General features: G+C 47.7%; 11 protein-coding genes. 2 read left to right on the top strand and 9 right to left on the bottom strand.

The annotated features are described in order from the left end of the window. Positions 1 to 305: 305 nt before the first annotated feature. The 7 genes from NDI48_30475 to NDI48_30445 all read right to left on the bottom strand — a co-directional run bounded on the left by NDI48_30475 (position 306) and on the right by NDI48_30445 (position 9,825). A complete protein-coding gene (locus NDI48_30475) occupies positions 306 to 698 on the bottom strand; it encodes a transposase (protein MEP0835494.1) in 393 nt (130 codons plus the stop codon). Between the two features lie 33 nt (positions 699 to 731). Next, positions 732 to 1,589, bottom strand: a complete 858-nt coding sequence (locus NDI48_30470) for a pentapeptide repeat-containing protein (protein ID MEP0835493.1) — start codon at positions 1,587 to 1,589, stop codon at positions 732 to 734. A gap of 237 nt (positions 1,590 to 1,826) precedes the next feature. Further along, positions 1,827 to 3,683 (bottom strand): DUF1998 domain-containing protein, encoded by a 1,857-nt coding sequence (locus tag NDI48_30465; protein MEP0835492.1) that lies wholly within the window; start codon positions 3,681 to 3,683, stop codon positions 1,827 to 1,829. Then, entirely contained in the window at positions 3,680 to 7,201 is a 3,522-nt protein-coding gene (gene drmA / locus NDI48_30460; protein MEP0835491.1) for a DISARM system helicase DrmA, read from the bottom strand. Before drmA ends, NDI48_30465 begins: the two co-directional genes overlap by 4 nt. A 33-nt stretch (positions 7,202 to 7,234) precedes the next feature. Further along, positions 7,235 to 8,713, bottom strand: coding sequence for an ABC transporter G family ATP-binding protein/permease (locus NDI48_30455; GenBank protein MEP0835490.1), 1,479 nt, complete (start codon positions 8,711 to 8,713; stop codon positions 7,235 to 7,237). A gap of 37 nt (positions 8,714 to 8,750) precedes the next feature. Further along, a complete protein-coding gene (locus NDI48_30450) occupies positions 8,751 to 9,179 on the bottom strand; it encodes a hypothetical protein (protein ID MEP0835489.1) in 429 nt (142 codons plus the stop codon). A gap of 64 nt (positions 9,180 to 9,243) precedes the next feature. After that, positions 9,244 to 9,825 carry a hypothetical protein gene (locus NDI48_30445; protein MEP0835488.1) on the bottom strand — a complete coding sequence of 194 codons (582 nt, stop codon included), beginning with the start codon at positions 9,823 to 9,825 and terminating at the stop codon, positions 9,244 to 9,246. 350 nt (positions 9,826 to 10,175) lie between these two features. Between NDI48_30445 and NDI48_30440 the strand changes: the two genes are divergently transcribed. Both NDI48_30440 and NDI48_30435 read left to right on the top strand, forming a co-directional pair. Continuing rightward, the gene (locus tag NDI48_30440) at positions 10,176 to 10,595 is read left to right on the top strand and encodes a XisH family protein (protein MEP0835487.1); all 420 of its coding nucleotides are present in this window, start codon (positions 10,176 to 10,178) and stop codon (positions 10,593 to 10,595) included. Beyond that, positions 10,583 to 10,918: a XisI protein gene (locus NDI48_30435; GenBank protein MEP0835486.1), complete on the top strand. Its 336-nt coding sequence runs from the start codon at positions 10,583 to 10,585 to the stop codon at positions 10,916 to 10,918. The genes NDI48_30440 and NDI48_30435 overlap by 13 nt, the downstream gene beginning before the upstream one ends. Positions 10,919 to 10,951: 33 nt before the next feature. On the opposite strand, the gene NDI48_30430 is transcribed toward NDI48_30435, so the two are convergent. Together NDI48_30430 and NDI48_30425 are read right to left on the bottom strand one after the other, a co-directional pair. Next, positions 10,952 to 11,458 carry a hypothetical protein gene (locus tag NDI48_30430; GenBank protein MEP0835485.1) on the bottom strand — a complete coding sequence of 169 codons (507 nt, stop codon included), beginning with the start codon at positions 11,456 to 11,458 and terminating at the stop codon, positions 10,952 to 10,954. Positions 11,459 to 11,535: 77 nt separating this feature from the next. Further along, positions 11,536 to 15,504, bottom strand: a complete 3,969-nt coding sequence (locus tag NDI48_30425; GenBank protein MEP0835484.1) for an N-6 DNA methylase — start codon at positions 15,502 to 15,504, stop codon at positions 11,536 to 11,538. Between the last annotated feature and the right edge of the window lie 68 nt (positions 15,505 to 15,572).

The raw sequence follows: 15,572 nt of genomic DNA, 5'->3' as shown, positions 1-15,572 counted from the left end.
AAGATTATCCATAACAACCACAGCGCCTGACCATAACTGAGGCACTAAGCATTTTTCGATAAAAATTTCAAAGGCATCTCCATCCATTGAGCCATTTAAGGTCATTACTGCTAAAACTTGTTTTAGGCTTACCGCTCCGATCACTGTGACTTTCGCCCCTCGGTAAAACGGTTTTAGGTCATATACTCGAGTTCCATAAGGGCTGCGAGCATGGGTTCTAGTCAAACCCAGTAAAACGCCCATTTCATCCAAAAATACTAGATTTTCAGGCTCTATTTGTTTTACTTGCTCCCAATATTCACCTCTTAGCTTTTGTACTCTTTCTGTCGCCCCTTGAGTGCTACGTAACGTCTTTTTTTTCGTGTCAGTTGCTCTCTTTGCAAGGCACGGCACATAGTACTGGTGCTGACCCATTGATTGTGGGTTTCTCCCCAGTACTCACAATATTCTGACAAAGTGGCGTCTGGGTATTTTTCCACCATCAAACTTAGTTGAGTTTCCTGTCCTTGTAACTCACTCTTGATGCTTCCGCCCTGTTTTCCTGGTTTTACATGACCTTCTATTTTCTTTTGTTTGAGCATTCTCTGCACAAAAGCTTTGCTGACATCAAACCGGGCTGCTAGTTTTCTAATCGAGGTGTTTCCTTGCTCGTAGGCTTTGACTACTTTTTCTCTAAAGTCGATGGAGTAAGGTTTCATCTTTACGCTTTGATGCACTGACTTGACTGTACTCTAGTTACCTGCAATCTGCTGTAAAACCTCTTCTATGCCACATCCTGAAATAGCGCACTTGTTATCATAGGCTTTACGCACATTCTCTCTAAATTCAACTTGACCTGGTCGGGGTGGAGGATTAATATATTTTTTTTCTTTCTTATTAATTAATAATTTTTCTATCAAGTTAGAATTTTCATAATCTACACTTAAATATATCATTCCTGCATTGAGGGGATTAAAATCTTGAGGGAAAATGGTTTCTTCATCAAAGTAAGCTTTTTGTATATTAACACTATATAAGTTAGTATTACTGAGATCTGCTCCCCGCAAATCTGCATTCCTCATATCAGAATTACCCAATTTAGCGCCAGACAGATTTGCCTTATACAGATTGGACTTAATTAGTTTAGCTCTGCACAATTTAGCTTTATTCAAGTTTGCATAATGTAGCTCAGCATTGTTTAGTTCAGCCTCAATTAAATTGGCATGGGTTAGATTGGTATTAGTTAGTTTTGCATCAATTAATTTTGCTCTAAATAAATTTGTACCTCTTAGTTGTGCATAACTTAAATCTGCATTGTTCAGATTTGCCCATCTCAATTTTCTCTGGCTTAAATCAACATTACTTAGGTTAGAATGAGTGAAATCAAAGATGAATTCATTCATGCCTTTGAACCTTACTTCCCTCATATCTGTCTCGCTAAAATTTAATTCTTTAGATGTTATAGAAATATGTGCAAACATCCAGTATCTAGAAACTTTATATAAATCACATTTACTAATATCAGGCTTTATTTGAGGACTTTCTTTCCTCCAATTATTCCAGGCATCCGCTCCCTCATAAAGGATATCAATATGTTCCAGATTCGCCATGTAATACTCCACAACTTTTATAATCTTTGTATTTTCGCAGGCTTTTATTGATGATTCTTATTCCCCTACATACAGGGACAAAGCATTCGGACGTAAAATCTTTGGTTTTAGCTAGAATTCTCCCCCGAATGCTGCGTCCTCAAGGGACAAAAAACCTTTACCGATTATTACTGGACTGGTGTTCTAGTACAGCAAGATTCACAAACGCTGGTCGGTTCAGACGGATGAATGGAGACATCACAAAGTCTCATCAGGGAAAAACGCTGCTCCTGGTCCGTCAACCGTGTTGACAACAAGCGCCCGGTCGAGGAACTCGTTGCGTCGTTCGCAGGAGGTTTCAGCGATTAGTAAGCATCCATGACAGGCAAAGCCGTGAAGAAAACGCTCTTCTTGAACATTGTCTGGCTTGTGCTGAGCGCAGACTGGATCGTTAGAACACAGTCGTCCCAGTTCCAAGGCGGTAGCTAGGTGAGACTCAATCTGTTTGCCAACCTGTACCAGTCCCCCCAGCGTCCCTTCTGACCCTGATGTTCCCGTGTATAACAGGATGCCGTAACCCGATTCCCCCGCATAAATGCGTTCGCGGATGGAACTGGCGGCGTAACCGCATTCGAGGGACACCGCTGTAATTAGCAGGTGGGATAGGGAGTGCAGCATGATGTAGGGTAAGCCGGGGAAATTCGCTTTGTCGTCTGGAATCCCCCGTTGCTTGCACCATTGATTGAAGCCGCTAAACAGTTCCCGTCCTCGATTCTGGACAGATTCCTGCTTGCGCCAGTCTTCAATGGCTTGCTTGCGGAAAGCGATAAACACGCCCTCGCCCTTATTCTCCACAGCAGGTACCCAAGTCGGTTCGATATCCAGAGCTGCCCTGCGAACTTCTAGAGAAAGTTCACCATCAATATCAGGCATCGCGGCTTCAAAGCGAGTAAACCCGACTTGGGCGATGACTTCCCGGAGGCGGTGAACCAGGACAATGCGTTCTATACGGGACTGCCATGTGGGAGTCAAGTTATCCAATTTACGGGCACGGGCATAGAAATCACCTTCAGGGGCATCTTCTCCTACCTCTTCAGGGCTGGATAGTAAGGTTTCAATCTCTACCTGCTTGATGCTCTTGGGTTTGTCAGACTGCCCACCCTGACGGCGTTGGATTTCTGCCCACACCGCTTCGTCACTAAATCCTTCTAGGGCGTTAGAAACCCTTTGTCTCCTGCGATCTCGAATGACATCGCTGATGTTTTCGGCATCCTGAAGGTAGTCTTCATAGACCAAGTTAACAGCCTGCCGTAAGGCTTCATCGGAGTCTGGGAGAGAAATAACACTCAGGGTTTGTGCAAAGTAGGCGTTGCTAGCTGAACGTACCAGCAACCGATTGGCTTCCTGTTTACCTGTAGTTGTCGAAACACAGGAGTCAGCCGCATTGGGACCGAGCCACGGGCGTTCTCCCTTGCATGAACCTAACGCCTTTCTTCCAGGCAACGTGGCATCCGAGAGCGGACGGCGCTCTTTACATTGCTCGCACCGGACAAAGATGTCGGCAAAGTCATTTCCAGAGCCTCCCTCATCCAACCAAAGCTGAGCTGGGCAGTTGCTCTGGCACTTGGGGTTGGCGAAGAGATACCAATCAACGTCGCTGATGTGCCCGTTAAGACAGGCTTGAACAAAGCGCACGGGAACAACAGGTTTTTTCTTTTTCTCGGAGTCGAGATATTTCCCTTTCACTAGGCGACCCCACGGAATTAGAGGTCGTGTCCGATATTCTTTGCCGCTTGGTGCCGTCCAAGTCTCTTCGACCTGCGCCACAAACCAAGCTGGGAAGGTGAACGCCGTTATCCCTGTACGCGGTGCGGCTGGGTCGGGTGCGTCCACAGGGGGGGCGTACATGGCAATACTATTGACACTGAGAATCTCGCTAACTCTTCCAGCCAGACGGTCTTCATAAATCCGTCGGCGATCGCCTTTCCAGTGGTTCAGTCCTCCAATTAGAACAGAATAATCGGGTAAATCCACCATTGCCCCTGGACCGAAGGTGGATAAAATTTGACTCTGCCGAATTTCTCCGGAGGGAGGTCGCTTTGCTTTTGATTTCATGAGTCTTCTTCCTCTACCTCAAATCCATCGGGGTTTCGTACCCACAAATTTACTGTTGGCTCAACATCACGAAGGCTGCGTTGAGCTTTGAACTTTCGTTCTGCTAGCGGTATCCTTTCGAGTTCCGGATCGAGCGGGTCACGTAATAAAGGGGGAGCCTTACCCACTTCCTGCTGGTATTGAAGGCTGCCCTTTTCAGCAGCAATGCGTTTCCAGGTATCGAGTAAATCCACAACCCGTCCTCTGATCTTCTGACGGAGTTCTCCTGCCTCCTTAGCTTCCAGTTCCTTGTCGTGCATCTCTACCCGTTGGGCAATGATGTCTGTTACAAAGTCCAGATTTAGGCGCTGTTGAACAATACCGACGGCATTCAAGGGCGCTGTCATGTCAGAATTTCCCAGACGAGCTAGGGCAACGGTGACAGCAGCGAGTCCTCGATCCACGGCACGCGGCGAGAAAGGAGTGACGCTCGTGGCTTCCACGGCACGGTAGAATGTGGTGTGCCACGCTTGAAAGCGTTCGTAATGGGAGCGATCGCGGGGTCGATGCACGTTCAGCAGTGTCACAACCAACCCCGGTCGGTTTTCATCCCGTCCGACACGACTGGTGGCTTGAATATATTCCGCCGCTGTTTTTGGCTGACCCAGCACCACCATTAATCCTAGTCGGGTGATGTCAAGACCTACTGAAATCATGTTGGTGGCTAATGCTACATCAACCCGTTCTTTTTCGTGGAAGGACAGCGCCAAACGGCGTTTAGTCTCCGCCACTTTATTGGTACTCTCGCGAGAAGTTAGCTCGGAAGGTTCATTAGCAATTTGGCGATCGCTAAATGACCCCAAACTTTCATTTTCTCGGTGACGCTGGCTGTATCGCTCAACGCGGGATTTCACCTCGTCTTCGACAATCCGGCGACTGCCGCCGAGTTCGCGCAAGGAGTTAAAGTAGCCCAATAGCGTCATGTAGGGGTCTGCCGGGTTATCGGGGTTCTTTGCCCCACCGGCTGCTTCCCAGTCTTTTTGGGCTGCGCCTAACAGCGCTAGATAAGTTCGCAGCAGTACAACCTTGAGACTGCGTCCCTGAGCCGCAATACCAACATAGGTGCGACCGTGCTTTTGGGTAATCGGGACTGTCTTGGCAAAAAACGAGTCGCGGCGGTCTGGTCCCGGTGGGGGAAATACATCCACCTGATTGCGACAAAACAGTGCTTGGATTTGACGGGTGGCACGCCGAACCGTTGCGGTGGATGCTACGATTTTGGGTCGGATGGTTTTTTGGTTGCCATTCCTGCTGCACAGGGCATCGATCGCCGTTTCATACAGTCCTACCATCGTCCCCAATGGTCCCGAAATTAGGTGCAGTTCGTCTTGAATAATCAAATCGGGCGGCGGCAAAGGTTGATCAAGAGGGCGACCCTGACTGGGAGTGGCAGGACCATAGAAGCCTTCTTGGTCATAGTGGTCTACGTGTCCAAACAATGCCCCAGTTTGCCCCACCCACGGCAGGTTAGCGAATTTATCGACAGTGGCGATGATGAAGCAGGGGAGTCGTCGGTAAATTGGCTCATCTACCGCAACAATGGGAAGGGATTGGTTGCTTCTAAACACGCCGCATTGGGGTTTGCCATCTTGCCGCTTTTTCCGATTGTTACAAATAACTTGGAGATTGGTGGGTCGATCTGCATTGGGCAGCAGTTGGAACGAATTGGTGGTAAACTCGGCACCGCACCACGGGCAGTTTTCTAGGGGAATTGGTGACGGTTTGTTCCGACTGTCGTTTAAAAAGGCGATAGTACGGGCACGGGCAGAGTATTGATTGTTGTCTCCTCTCTGTCCCATGATGTTAGGCGTGGCAGTCTGTCCGACCCACAGCCCTATCTCAAAGGGCCAGGTTCCTAGTTTTTCCACGTCCTGCTGTCGCTCTAACTCCAAGGCACAAATCAAGGTGGCAGCTCGACCGAGCTGGTCTAAGGTGAGCAGTCTGAGTGTGTAGCGCATGATGACGCTAACTCCAGCACCATTGAAGCCTGGATTCCGCAGTCGTCGCAGGACTAGGGTAAAGGCGGCAAGTCCCAGATATGCCTCGGTTTTACCACCACCTGTAGGGAAGAAGAGCAGGTCTACCAATTCGCGATCGCTATGTTCGGGATTGGCGAGTCCCACTAGATTCATCAACAGAAAGGCAAGCTGAAAGGGTCGCCATTTTGGAGGCTTGAGGTCGCTAGGGCTTTTTTCCGTGCCGTGTACAGACCGTTGGCGGATGGCAGTAGCGATCGCTCGATTGGCGATGCAAAATGCCTCTAGTACCTCTGGGTCATCGAGGGATTGGAGTCCAGCGGCGATGCGCTCGTTGGCAATACCTGCCCGATTCAAAAGGTCATTGGCGACATCAACTCGATGTTTTGGCTGTTTTGGAGCTTTTGCACCCTGCTCGGCAATCCATTGGGTGTAAGCTGTAACCATTGGACTGACCATGCTGCGTACTGCATCGGCGGTAGAAGCAGTGGCTAGCGCTTCCATGCTCAATTCCACCTGGTCTACTTGAGTGGGAACGACCTTTTCTACGTCGGCGCTGGGCATCCAAGCGGTGGAGATTTCCCGACAACTGCCATTGGAGTTGGGAATAGCGATTGCAGAGACGTTATGACCGACAGCATATTCGTAGTCATCCCGGTATTGCAGGTCAGCAACGCTCTCATCCCAGTCGTCACCACTTTGTCCGCGCAGGTCGGGACGAGGAACGAGGGGTTCGGGAGTGCGGATGGTCAGCGTCGTTTGAAAAATGTAAGCGCTGTCCCGTTCTTTGTCAGGGGCAGGAGAGCGGTAGTTGACTAAGAACACGGAAACGGAACGGGTTCCCATCGGCACCAGCGCATGGTAGAGAATGGAACGGATGGAGATGACCAGTTTTAAGCCACCGCTGCTAGGGAGGTCTACTTGTTTTGTTGTACCCACAGTATCGAGTGGGAGTTTCATTTGAGTGGGCGTATCCCCTGAATCTATAGGAAGGTCAAGGGGCAAACTCATCTGGCTGGACTTGCCGTTTGTAGTCAGGGGAACACTAACTTGTGCCTGTCGAGGTATTCTCTGCCAGGAGCCAGAGAGCAAGCTTTGCAGTCCGGTTTCGGCTTTATTCTCGTCCCGTTCTTTTTCGAGCGGGATGTAATCGCCCCACTCTACGGTGACATCAAGCTGAGTGGCATCTTGGGGGACGAGGAGGCTTAAGCCCATTGAAGAGGGAAAAAAAGCTTTCCGGGCGGAGGCGGGTTCTGGAGTGGCTTCATCGTCGCCTGGGCTAGTGCGATCGAGTTGGTCGAGTTCTTCGTCCCCCGTATCATCTGAGCGTTGAGCGGATGAGGCTTCGTAAGGAACTAGGAATCCTGTGAGATACCACTTGGAGGGGGCTTGGGGGAGAACTTCCTCGGCGTGGGCAGCATCGTCGGGAGTTGGTCCGACGAGATCGAGCTGCAAGGCATCGATGAGGTGTTGGCGAACTTCAGCAGGGGCGGTTGGCGACATAGGAAGGTTAAAAACTTTAGTGGCAGGAAGAAGCTACTGAACGATGCGATCGCGCTGATAAGACCAAGCCGCGAATAAACCAAAAGCACCCCAAGCCCAAAGAAGCCAAAGTAAATGTAGAAATAGTTGGTTATCGTGGTTCAAGTGAACCGCCGCTAGAACTAATTCCCGATAGTGGTAGAACGGCGAGAAGGCAATTAAATCTTGTACGATTTGTGGTCCCGGAAGTGGAATTGAACCGCAAGCAACAGGAACAACGATTAGCGATAGGCTCAGAATGGAATCGGCACTTTTGGGGTCTAGTAAATACCCCAATGCAATACCAAGAATGGCAAAAGGTACAATTCCCAAAATTAGGCTCGATAGAAGAGCTAACCCTTGAGTCAAATCCATTCTCATCTCAAGCTGCCAGCGTCCTAATCCGAAGATTAACAAAAGACTCACAGTACAGATGAGAAGTGAAGTGGCAATCTTAGCCGCCATGTAGGCTGCTGGTGGTAAAGGTGTGGCTCTCAAAAGCTTGAGCCATTTTTCCGATCGCTCGACTGCAATTCGTTTACCCAGTCGGTCAATGACAATCGTGAAAAGTATAATGCCACACAGGTAAACAACCATTTCGGTTGCCTTTTCTCCTTTCAATCCTTGAAATTTTAACAAAGGGACGAATCCCACCATCGCAAGCGTTCCGATTAAGAAGACTGGGGTACGAAGCAGTTGAAGGGTTTCAAACCAAAATTGTTTCTGAAAAATGCGTTGGATGTTCTGAGAAGAAGGTTTAGGTAGACTCTCAGTTTGTCTAATAGGTTCAGGCTGCTCTAATAAAGCTTTATTTTCTAAATTTATTAGCTCCTGGGTTAGCTGTCCTTCGGGCGGTCTTTCAGTAATTTTATGGAGAGTGACACAGCGAGTTGCTAAAGCATTTAATTCGTCCCAGTCGGATTTATTGTTTGTCACCATTAAAATGGTGATTCCTCGTTGACGGCAGAGTTTAATTTGCTGCCAGAATTCTTCGTATCCTTTGTCATCTAGATTTCGGGTTGGCTCATCAAGGATGAGCAGTTCAGGATTGCCTGCTAGAGCAAGGGCAAAATAGAGCCGCTGTTTTTGTCCGCCAGATAAGTCAGTTGCCCAAGCACCTTCTTTATCCTTAAGTTTAACTTTGTTCAAAATTTCTTCTGTTGAAAGGGGCTGGGGGTAGTAGCTTCTCAACAGTTCAACAAGTTCCTTTACCTTGACATTTCTGGGAACTTGTGTATCTTGTAAAACTACTCCAACATGGATTTTTGAATCAGCACTCTGGGGTGAAAACCCCATTAGCTCAACTTCTCCACCGCTGGGTTTGAGTAACCCTAAAATCAGATTCAATAGAGTAGTCTTGCCAGCCCCATTTTCCCCACGCAGTACGACGAATTCGCCTCGCTGCACAGTAAGATTAATATCCTGTAGGATAGGATTTCGCTGGAATCCCTTGCGAAATACCTTAAAAACTTGCTTGAGTTCGATAATGTTCATGGCTTGTGTGAGGGGAAATTGTAGATAAGATTTAGACTTAATGAAGTGTCATTTGCATTAGAAACCAAACCCCAAAAGAAGCGGCAACAGCAGGCACTAAGGGGATGCCGAACAAAGTGGTTAAAACTACAAGTGCGGCTGTTCCTCCGGCAAATGCCCAAAAATTCATAGCAAGTGAGCCAGTGGAATCAATGGGTGGCAGACAAGTGCTGAAGAAGCAAAATTCACTTCCTTTGGTTAAAAGAAAGAATGTGGCTACCATTGCAACGGCAAAAACTCCTAAAACCACCCATTTATTTAGGTGTAATGAAAATCCTGAACCAGGAAGTTTTAAGGAAACGGCTGGAGTTTCTATAGGATTGGAAGTAGATTGTATTTGCCCGTCTGAATCTGGAACGATTTGGGGATTGTTGGAAGAGGATTGCACAAGGTTTGAAGATTGTTGAGAGTTGTTAGAAGGTTGCATTTTGGTTGATTACTCCTTGATTTTGTGAAATAATTGGACAAAGTTGAAAATGAAGATAGTGTTACTAAAGCACTGTCCTAATCGCAAACCACACGGCTGCACCAATTCCTGCGGCGAGAATTAGAGGGGCACTGGCAACAGCAGCCACACCAACTGCAATTCCAATTCCAATAACACCTCCTGTGATGTCAGGGTGGTCTTTTGCTGTCTTAATAGCTTCTTCTATTGCCTTGGGTTTCTCTGTCTGTTGAGGGGGTGGAGATTCGTCAGATATTTGAGGTTGAGGAGTGGGTGAGGGTGTAGGTGATGGAGTGCGATCGCTACGTGCTATTTGGTTTTTTTCTTGAGAAGTGGACGAAGGTTTAGATGATGGACTGCGATCGTGCTGTGCTATTTGTTCTGGGGAGCGATCGCGCAGACGCTCAGGTTTTTTAGATGAACTAGAATTAGTTTGCGACACTTTAGGTTGGCACTCGGCTGGGAGGGGACTAGACCCATGAATCATGGGATGGCAAGAGTGTTGAACCTGCAAAGTTTTCGCGACTAGAAAGGGCGTCCAAAGTAAAAAACAGACGACTAGGATGGTTTGGAATCGATAGCGAAGCCATCGGTCGATTAAATTGGGAACGTTTGCGAGAATTTGCATGATGTAGTTTGCGCTGTTTTGTTGAAAGTGCGTTATCAACCTGCTCGTACTGAGAAATGCGATCGCATATTTCCCTCTCATTCCTCATCTCCTAGTTCCCCATGTCCTCTGAACAATCTTCAGGGGCGGCTTGGTAAGGAACGAGAAAGCCGATGAGGTATCACTTGGAGGGATTTGGACAGAATTCCCTGGATATGGGCAGTATCGTCGGGAGGCAGTCCCATGAGGTCTGCTAGAGCGGTTAACAAGGTGTTGGTGAACTTCAGCAGGGATGGTTGGCGACATCATGTGCGGTGATTGAAATGAGTACGCTATAGATAGAATGCCCAAATCGGATGGAGCATTTGAACATGGCGGCAAAAGATGTTTTTCACAATGTTGTTAAAACAGCACTGCAAAAGGATGGATGGCTCATCACGGACGATCCGCTGACGCTCCGAGTTGATGCGTTTACCGATTTGTTTATTGACTTGGGTGCCCAAAAGCTGCTAGCGGCTGAGAAAGAAGGGCAGAAAATAGCAGTTGAAATTAAAACGTTTTTGGGGCAATCGGCAGTCACTGACTTTCATATGGCAATGGGGCAGTTTACTAACTATCGCTATGCGTTGGCAGATTCTGAGCCGGAGCGGGTTTTATATTTGGCGATTCCCTTAAATGCCTACAATGAATTTTTTACTCGACCTTTTATTCAATCCGTGATTCAGCGCGGTCAGGTTAGTCTGATTGTTTATGACGTAGAAAATGAGGAAATTGTGCGATGGCAGACTTAGAGAACTATCGGACATGGATTCAGCAATTGCTGAGTGAATATGCCAAGCGTCGTTCAACCAAAGGTGAGGTGGAAATTCAAACTATTTTTGATGTGGAGCGAGACCATTACCAACTAATGTATATGGGGTGGGAAAATAAGCAACGGGTCTTGGGTCCAGTTATCCATATCGATATTAAAGAGGGTAAGGTTTGGATTCAGTGGAATGGGACAGAGGAGCAGGTGGCTGACGATTTGATGGAGCTAGGAGTACCTAGAGAAGATATCGTGCTTGGATTTCATCCGCCCCATTTGCGGAAATTTACCGAGTTTGCGGTGAGTTAATCGGTGAGGGAGATGAAGGTTTAATTTAACGAACTAAATAACCCGATACACAACAGCACCATCGTGTTCGCGGTTGTAGGAACGCATTAAGTCTTGGCGCTCTAACTCTATTACAACCTCTCGCACTTTCTCTGGCGGTAGTCCTGTTTCAATGACTAAATCGGCTAGCGTTACTTCACCGTGTTTTTTCCCAATCTTTAAGATTTGCACCTTGGCATCGGGAAGGCGAGCATAACTATCAGAACCCGACGGCAATCCTTTCTGTTGAGCAAGTTCTCTAGCTTTGCGGACAGAAATGGAATTTTCAACAGCAACTCCAAGTGCCAAAAAACCGTATATGCTGTCGCCAGTATCTTCACCCATAGTCTCTTTCGCAGAAATTAGGAAAAACATGGCAAAAAAGGCAATAAGGGCGGCTTTGTAACGGACTGTATAGAGATAACCAGCCCAGTGAATAAAGAGGGTAAGTAAGGCTGTAATCCAGATTTTTTTGTTAGCGCGTTTCTGGATGTTTATGAGTTCTTTTTCACTCTCAGACATGGGGTTTATCCTCTAAGTTAAGCAGTAATTGATATAAAAATTGATAATGTTATTAGTCGATGTGTTCCCCAGTAATGCTACAAATCGAATAAGGTGGGTTGATTGGCTATTTTTCCCTGAGATTTAGCGCTTTTTTTCTGGCGTTGATTTTTCGGTTTCTTCTCAGCAGTTTTCCCGCCGAAAATTTCCTGTTCATGGCGTTTCTGGTTGAGGTCGAGCAAACGCGCTAAGACTTCATCGTGGACTTCTTCAGACCAGCGGTAGCGCCAGGGCTTTTTCTTCTGCCGTTTGCTGCTATCTTCATCATCTTCTTCCTCCTCGTAATCGAGTAGAAATTCGCAGTCGGTGGGGATGTCTGTCCAACCGTAAGCATCGAGAACAGCGCGATCCATTTCGACGTGAAGTTCGCGCAGTCTCAGGATGTCCGGGTCGCGTTCGTCGGGGTCGTGGAAGCGGTTGTAAGTGGCGGTAAGTCCCTGATTGTTGCGTACCATTAACTCGGCACGGTATTCGTAGTAGGTTTTGCCAACAGCTTCCAGGGTGGGGTTGGTTTCCCAGTTTTCCGGGAAGGGGAAGGTTTCAAAACAATCAGAGGAACGATACCCTTGATCATCCTTCAGTGTGGATGCTGTAAAACTTACCCAAACTTCATGAACTCGACCCTGAAGAATTGGAAAGAAAATTTCTGGAAGCGAAAAAATTACTAAATTTTCGCTATAAATTTGTCGATTAGGGAGAAAAGTAAAAGTATGATACTTACTGGTTCTTGGTCGAACTAATACTGAATTAATGCCACGAATTGCCTCATAAAGTTCAGGTCTTGTTCGCCCAAACTGCCACCATTTTGTTTTGAGTCTTCTTCCATCAGAATTGTCTCTCAAGACCATTCTTTCTGGCTTAACTTTTTTCTCTACAATTTGCATCAAATCAGTCCAGATGCGTGCTTCATCTTCACTCATTTCACCAAAGCTAATCACGTAACGCTGATGAGCATGGCTTGAACTAGAATTCACCTCCTCTCCCCCTATATAAGGAAATATAAAATCAGCATTCTTTGGGTCTTTTTCGATTAGACGATACATCTCTGAAATAGAATTGGCTCTACTATCATCATCATCAAAGACGAATCCTTGACCATAAATTTTTGAACCCAAAAAACTTTTACTAGCATTATTCATGAGGGGCATGGGGTTCTCACTTCCACCCGTGTGAAAAAGGAAGGCAGAAATAGTATGTACTTCACGTCCATCAAGTAGGTAAACCTTAGAATGTTGACCCTTGACTACATGAATTAAGCTCACTAGAACCGCAGCTACTCCAGTCCACTTGAGCCTCTTTACTGCATGATAGATTGTCCCACCATTAAGACAAATCCAGCGTAATCCAGTTGTTCGAGTATCACCTTGTGCAATTGTATTTGTGGCAATTAACCCAAAACATCCTCCCTTGCGTAAGATAGTGAATGCTCGCCGGAAAAAATGTGCAACTAAATCCCCATTTCCGTGTGATTCAGGGTGGATTTCTAAAAGCCAAGCAAGGTAACCAGCACCAAAGTTCGTTGAAATCCTACTTCCTGTTAGAAATGGTGGATTTCCTACAATCGCATCAAACCCCGGATTTTCCCGCTCAAACACCTCTGGAAATTCAATCTCCCAATTAAACGGGATTACAGGTTTTTCTAAATTCTGCAAACTCTGAGCAATGCCTTCTAGTTCCAATTTGTTGACAATGCCTGATTTCCAATAATTTACCTTCGTGGAAAACTCTTCTCTTTTTTCCTTTCGTGCCTTATCCTTATCAGCAGCAAAGAACGAAGCAATGGCAACATTTCCGGTCAGTCGTGCCTCCTCTAATTCCTGCTCTGCCTTTTCAAAGCGATCGCGCTTTTCGTTATCATCACCATCCCCTAACTTACCAATCTCATCCCGGTATATCTTGGCTTGATTTACCTGCTCCTTGAACAGCGAAAACACAGGTGCATTCGAGATATTGGATGCCTGAACAAACTTGCCAATTTCAGCGCGAGTCAACCCCACCAGCGAATCACCCGTCTTGAGAGCATGGTCTAAAAACGTAAAAGGATGAGCTTTCGCCAGCGTCACCAACCACAGCGACAACTTCGCCAAATTCACCGCAAACGGGTTTTTATCCACCCCGTACAGACAGCGCTGTGCCACCAACCGCCGCGCATGGAGTAACGGTTCTTCATCCGAAGGAATTTCCAGTAGCCTTCCCTCTCTATCCCAAGCCGCGACTAACTCCTCTGCCAACTGACGACACGCTTCCACCAAAAACGCACCCGAACCCATTGCTGGGTCGCACACCTTAAGATTGAGAATCTGTTCTGCCGTAGGACGCTCTCCTAAAGCTTCCAGCACAGGTCGGAGAGTGGTGCGAACAATCGGTTCCGTCAGCGCACGGGGCGTATAATGAGAACCCGATCGCCTGCGCTCCTCTCCGGGTTGCAGGTACAACGAACCAAGAGGCATTAAAGTGGGCGTGCGGGGCGACACCTTGCGACCCAACGCGGCAACCACATCATCTGTTGTCTTCGCGTCCTTCAATTCAGATAGCGCCTTGCCTGCAATCTCACAGCCAGCGATGTCCTTCAGAAGCTTGGCGCGATCGCTTGGTTTCGTCGCCAGCACCTCATCCACATTCACCACAACCGTGACTGAGGACTTAGAACTTTTGGGTTTGCTCCAAACCCCGATAGAAGGTACAGTTGCCCGTTCTACCTCATAGCCCATAATCGCCTCGTAGACCGAGCCAATCTGCTCCACATCCAGAGAACGGTAAGAAAGACGCTCTCCGTCGAGGACGAGTAACCCTTGCAGTACCCGATGAATCACACCATCCGACACGCGAGGCGGTTCGATGCGCTCAATTTCTTGATAGTTTGTCTTGGGAGGACGACCTTCCAGAAACGAGTACTCATTCGGGTCAAATAACTGCCCGTGACGCGCTGGCAAATACATCTGAGCGTGACCCCCGCCGTCGTAGACGACGCGGAACAGACTCAGCAACCACGCCCAAGCGCCATAGCGCTGATCCATCGTGTCGGGATAATTCCCGGCATCCTCCCGCAAGCGATCGTAAAGTCCAGTAACCGAGTAATTTCGGGTGTAAACGGTATCCTGGGGCATCAACCCCTCATCTTCCGCGTAAAGCAGGAACACCAATCGCAGCAGGGTGGTAATCAGTCCACCGTAGATGTGCTGGGGGTCTTCCTTGGCAATCTCACCCAGCAACCGTCCACAACTCGCCTCATCTGCCGTCTGGAACCCGCGCAGCAATTCCCAAAGCGCATCGAGTACCTGCTCGGATAACTTAGTCGAAACTTCTGCTTGATACTTGCGGCTTTCGCGTAATAAGGCCCAGAGAGTGCGATCGCTCGGCATATTAAAGATGCGATCAGCCGAGAGCAGCATATGCATCGCACCAAGAATAAGGCGACCCGATACCTCGCACATCGCCTGAATGGGAAAAGTTAGGTGTCCCGATGACTCCCCCCGTGGAGCATAGACTAAGCGTAAATCTGTCCCGTTGTCAAGTAGTCCGATGGGAATCTCTTTTTCCCGCAGCAGCCGCTCAAATTTCGCTTGGGGACTGGCGTGCCAACGAGTTGTCGAGTGAGCAACAGCAGGCTCAACCTCATCGAAGTCACTACCAGGAGGAATCACCTGCACTAACATTAACCAGCCATCCCCATCGGGGTTAGAGACAGCATAGTTGGGAGTCAAAACTTCCCCGTACTCCGGCAGTACTACCTCTAATTGGGTCAGCCGTTCCGGGTCAGACTCTAAATCATCCGGTTCCCATTCCAGAACTTCAACGGCAAACTCTGAGAAATCAGGAATCCAAGAGCGTTCCTTGGTCTGATTATCTCCTTCACTAACAATATCTTGTAGGGTTTGTTGCAGGTCGATGACATTACGGTTCACCACCGCCTGCGCCTTAACTAACGCCGGAGGAGATACGACTAGACCAACAGGTTGAAGGAAGCCCAACCATTCTTTATGTCTGAGGATTTCTGGATCAGCCATGTGATGTCAGAGTTTAGGATTATAGCGGTTCGATTTTGGATGCAATACAGGTTTTTGTAAGGGCAAGG

This window comes from Microcoleus sp. AS-A8, assembly GCA_039962225.1.
GTDB lineage: Bacteria > Cyanobacteriota > Cyanobacteriia > Cyanobacteriales > Coleofasciculaceae > Allocoleopsis.
Note: the sequence above shows the minus strand (reverse complement) of the source record. Positions and strands in the feature narration are given on the sequence as shown.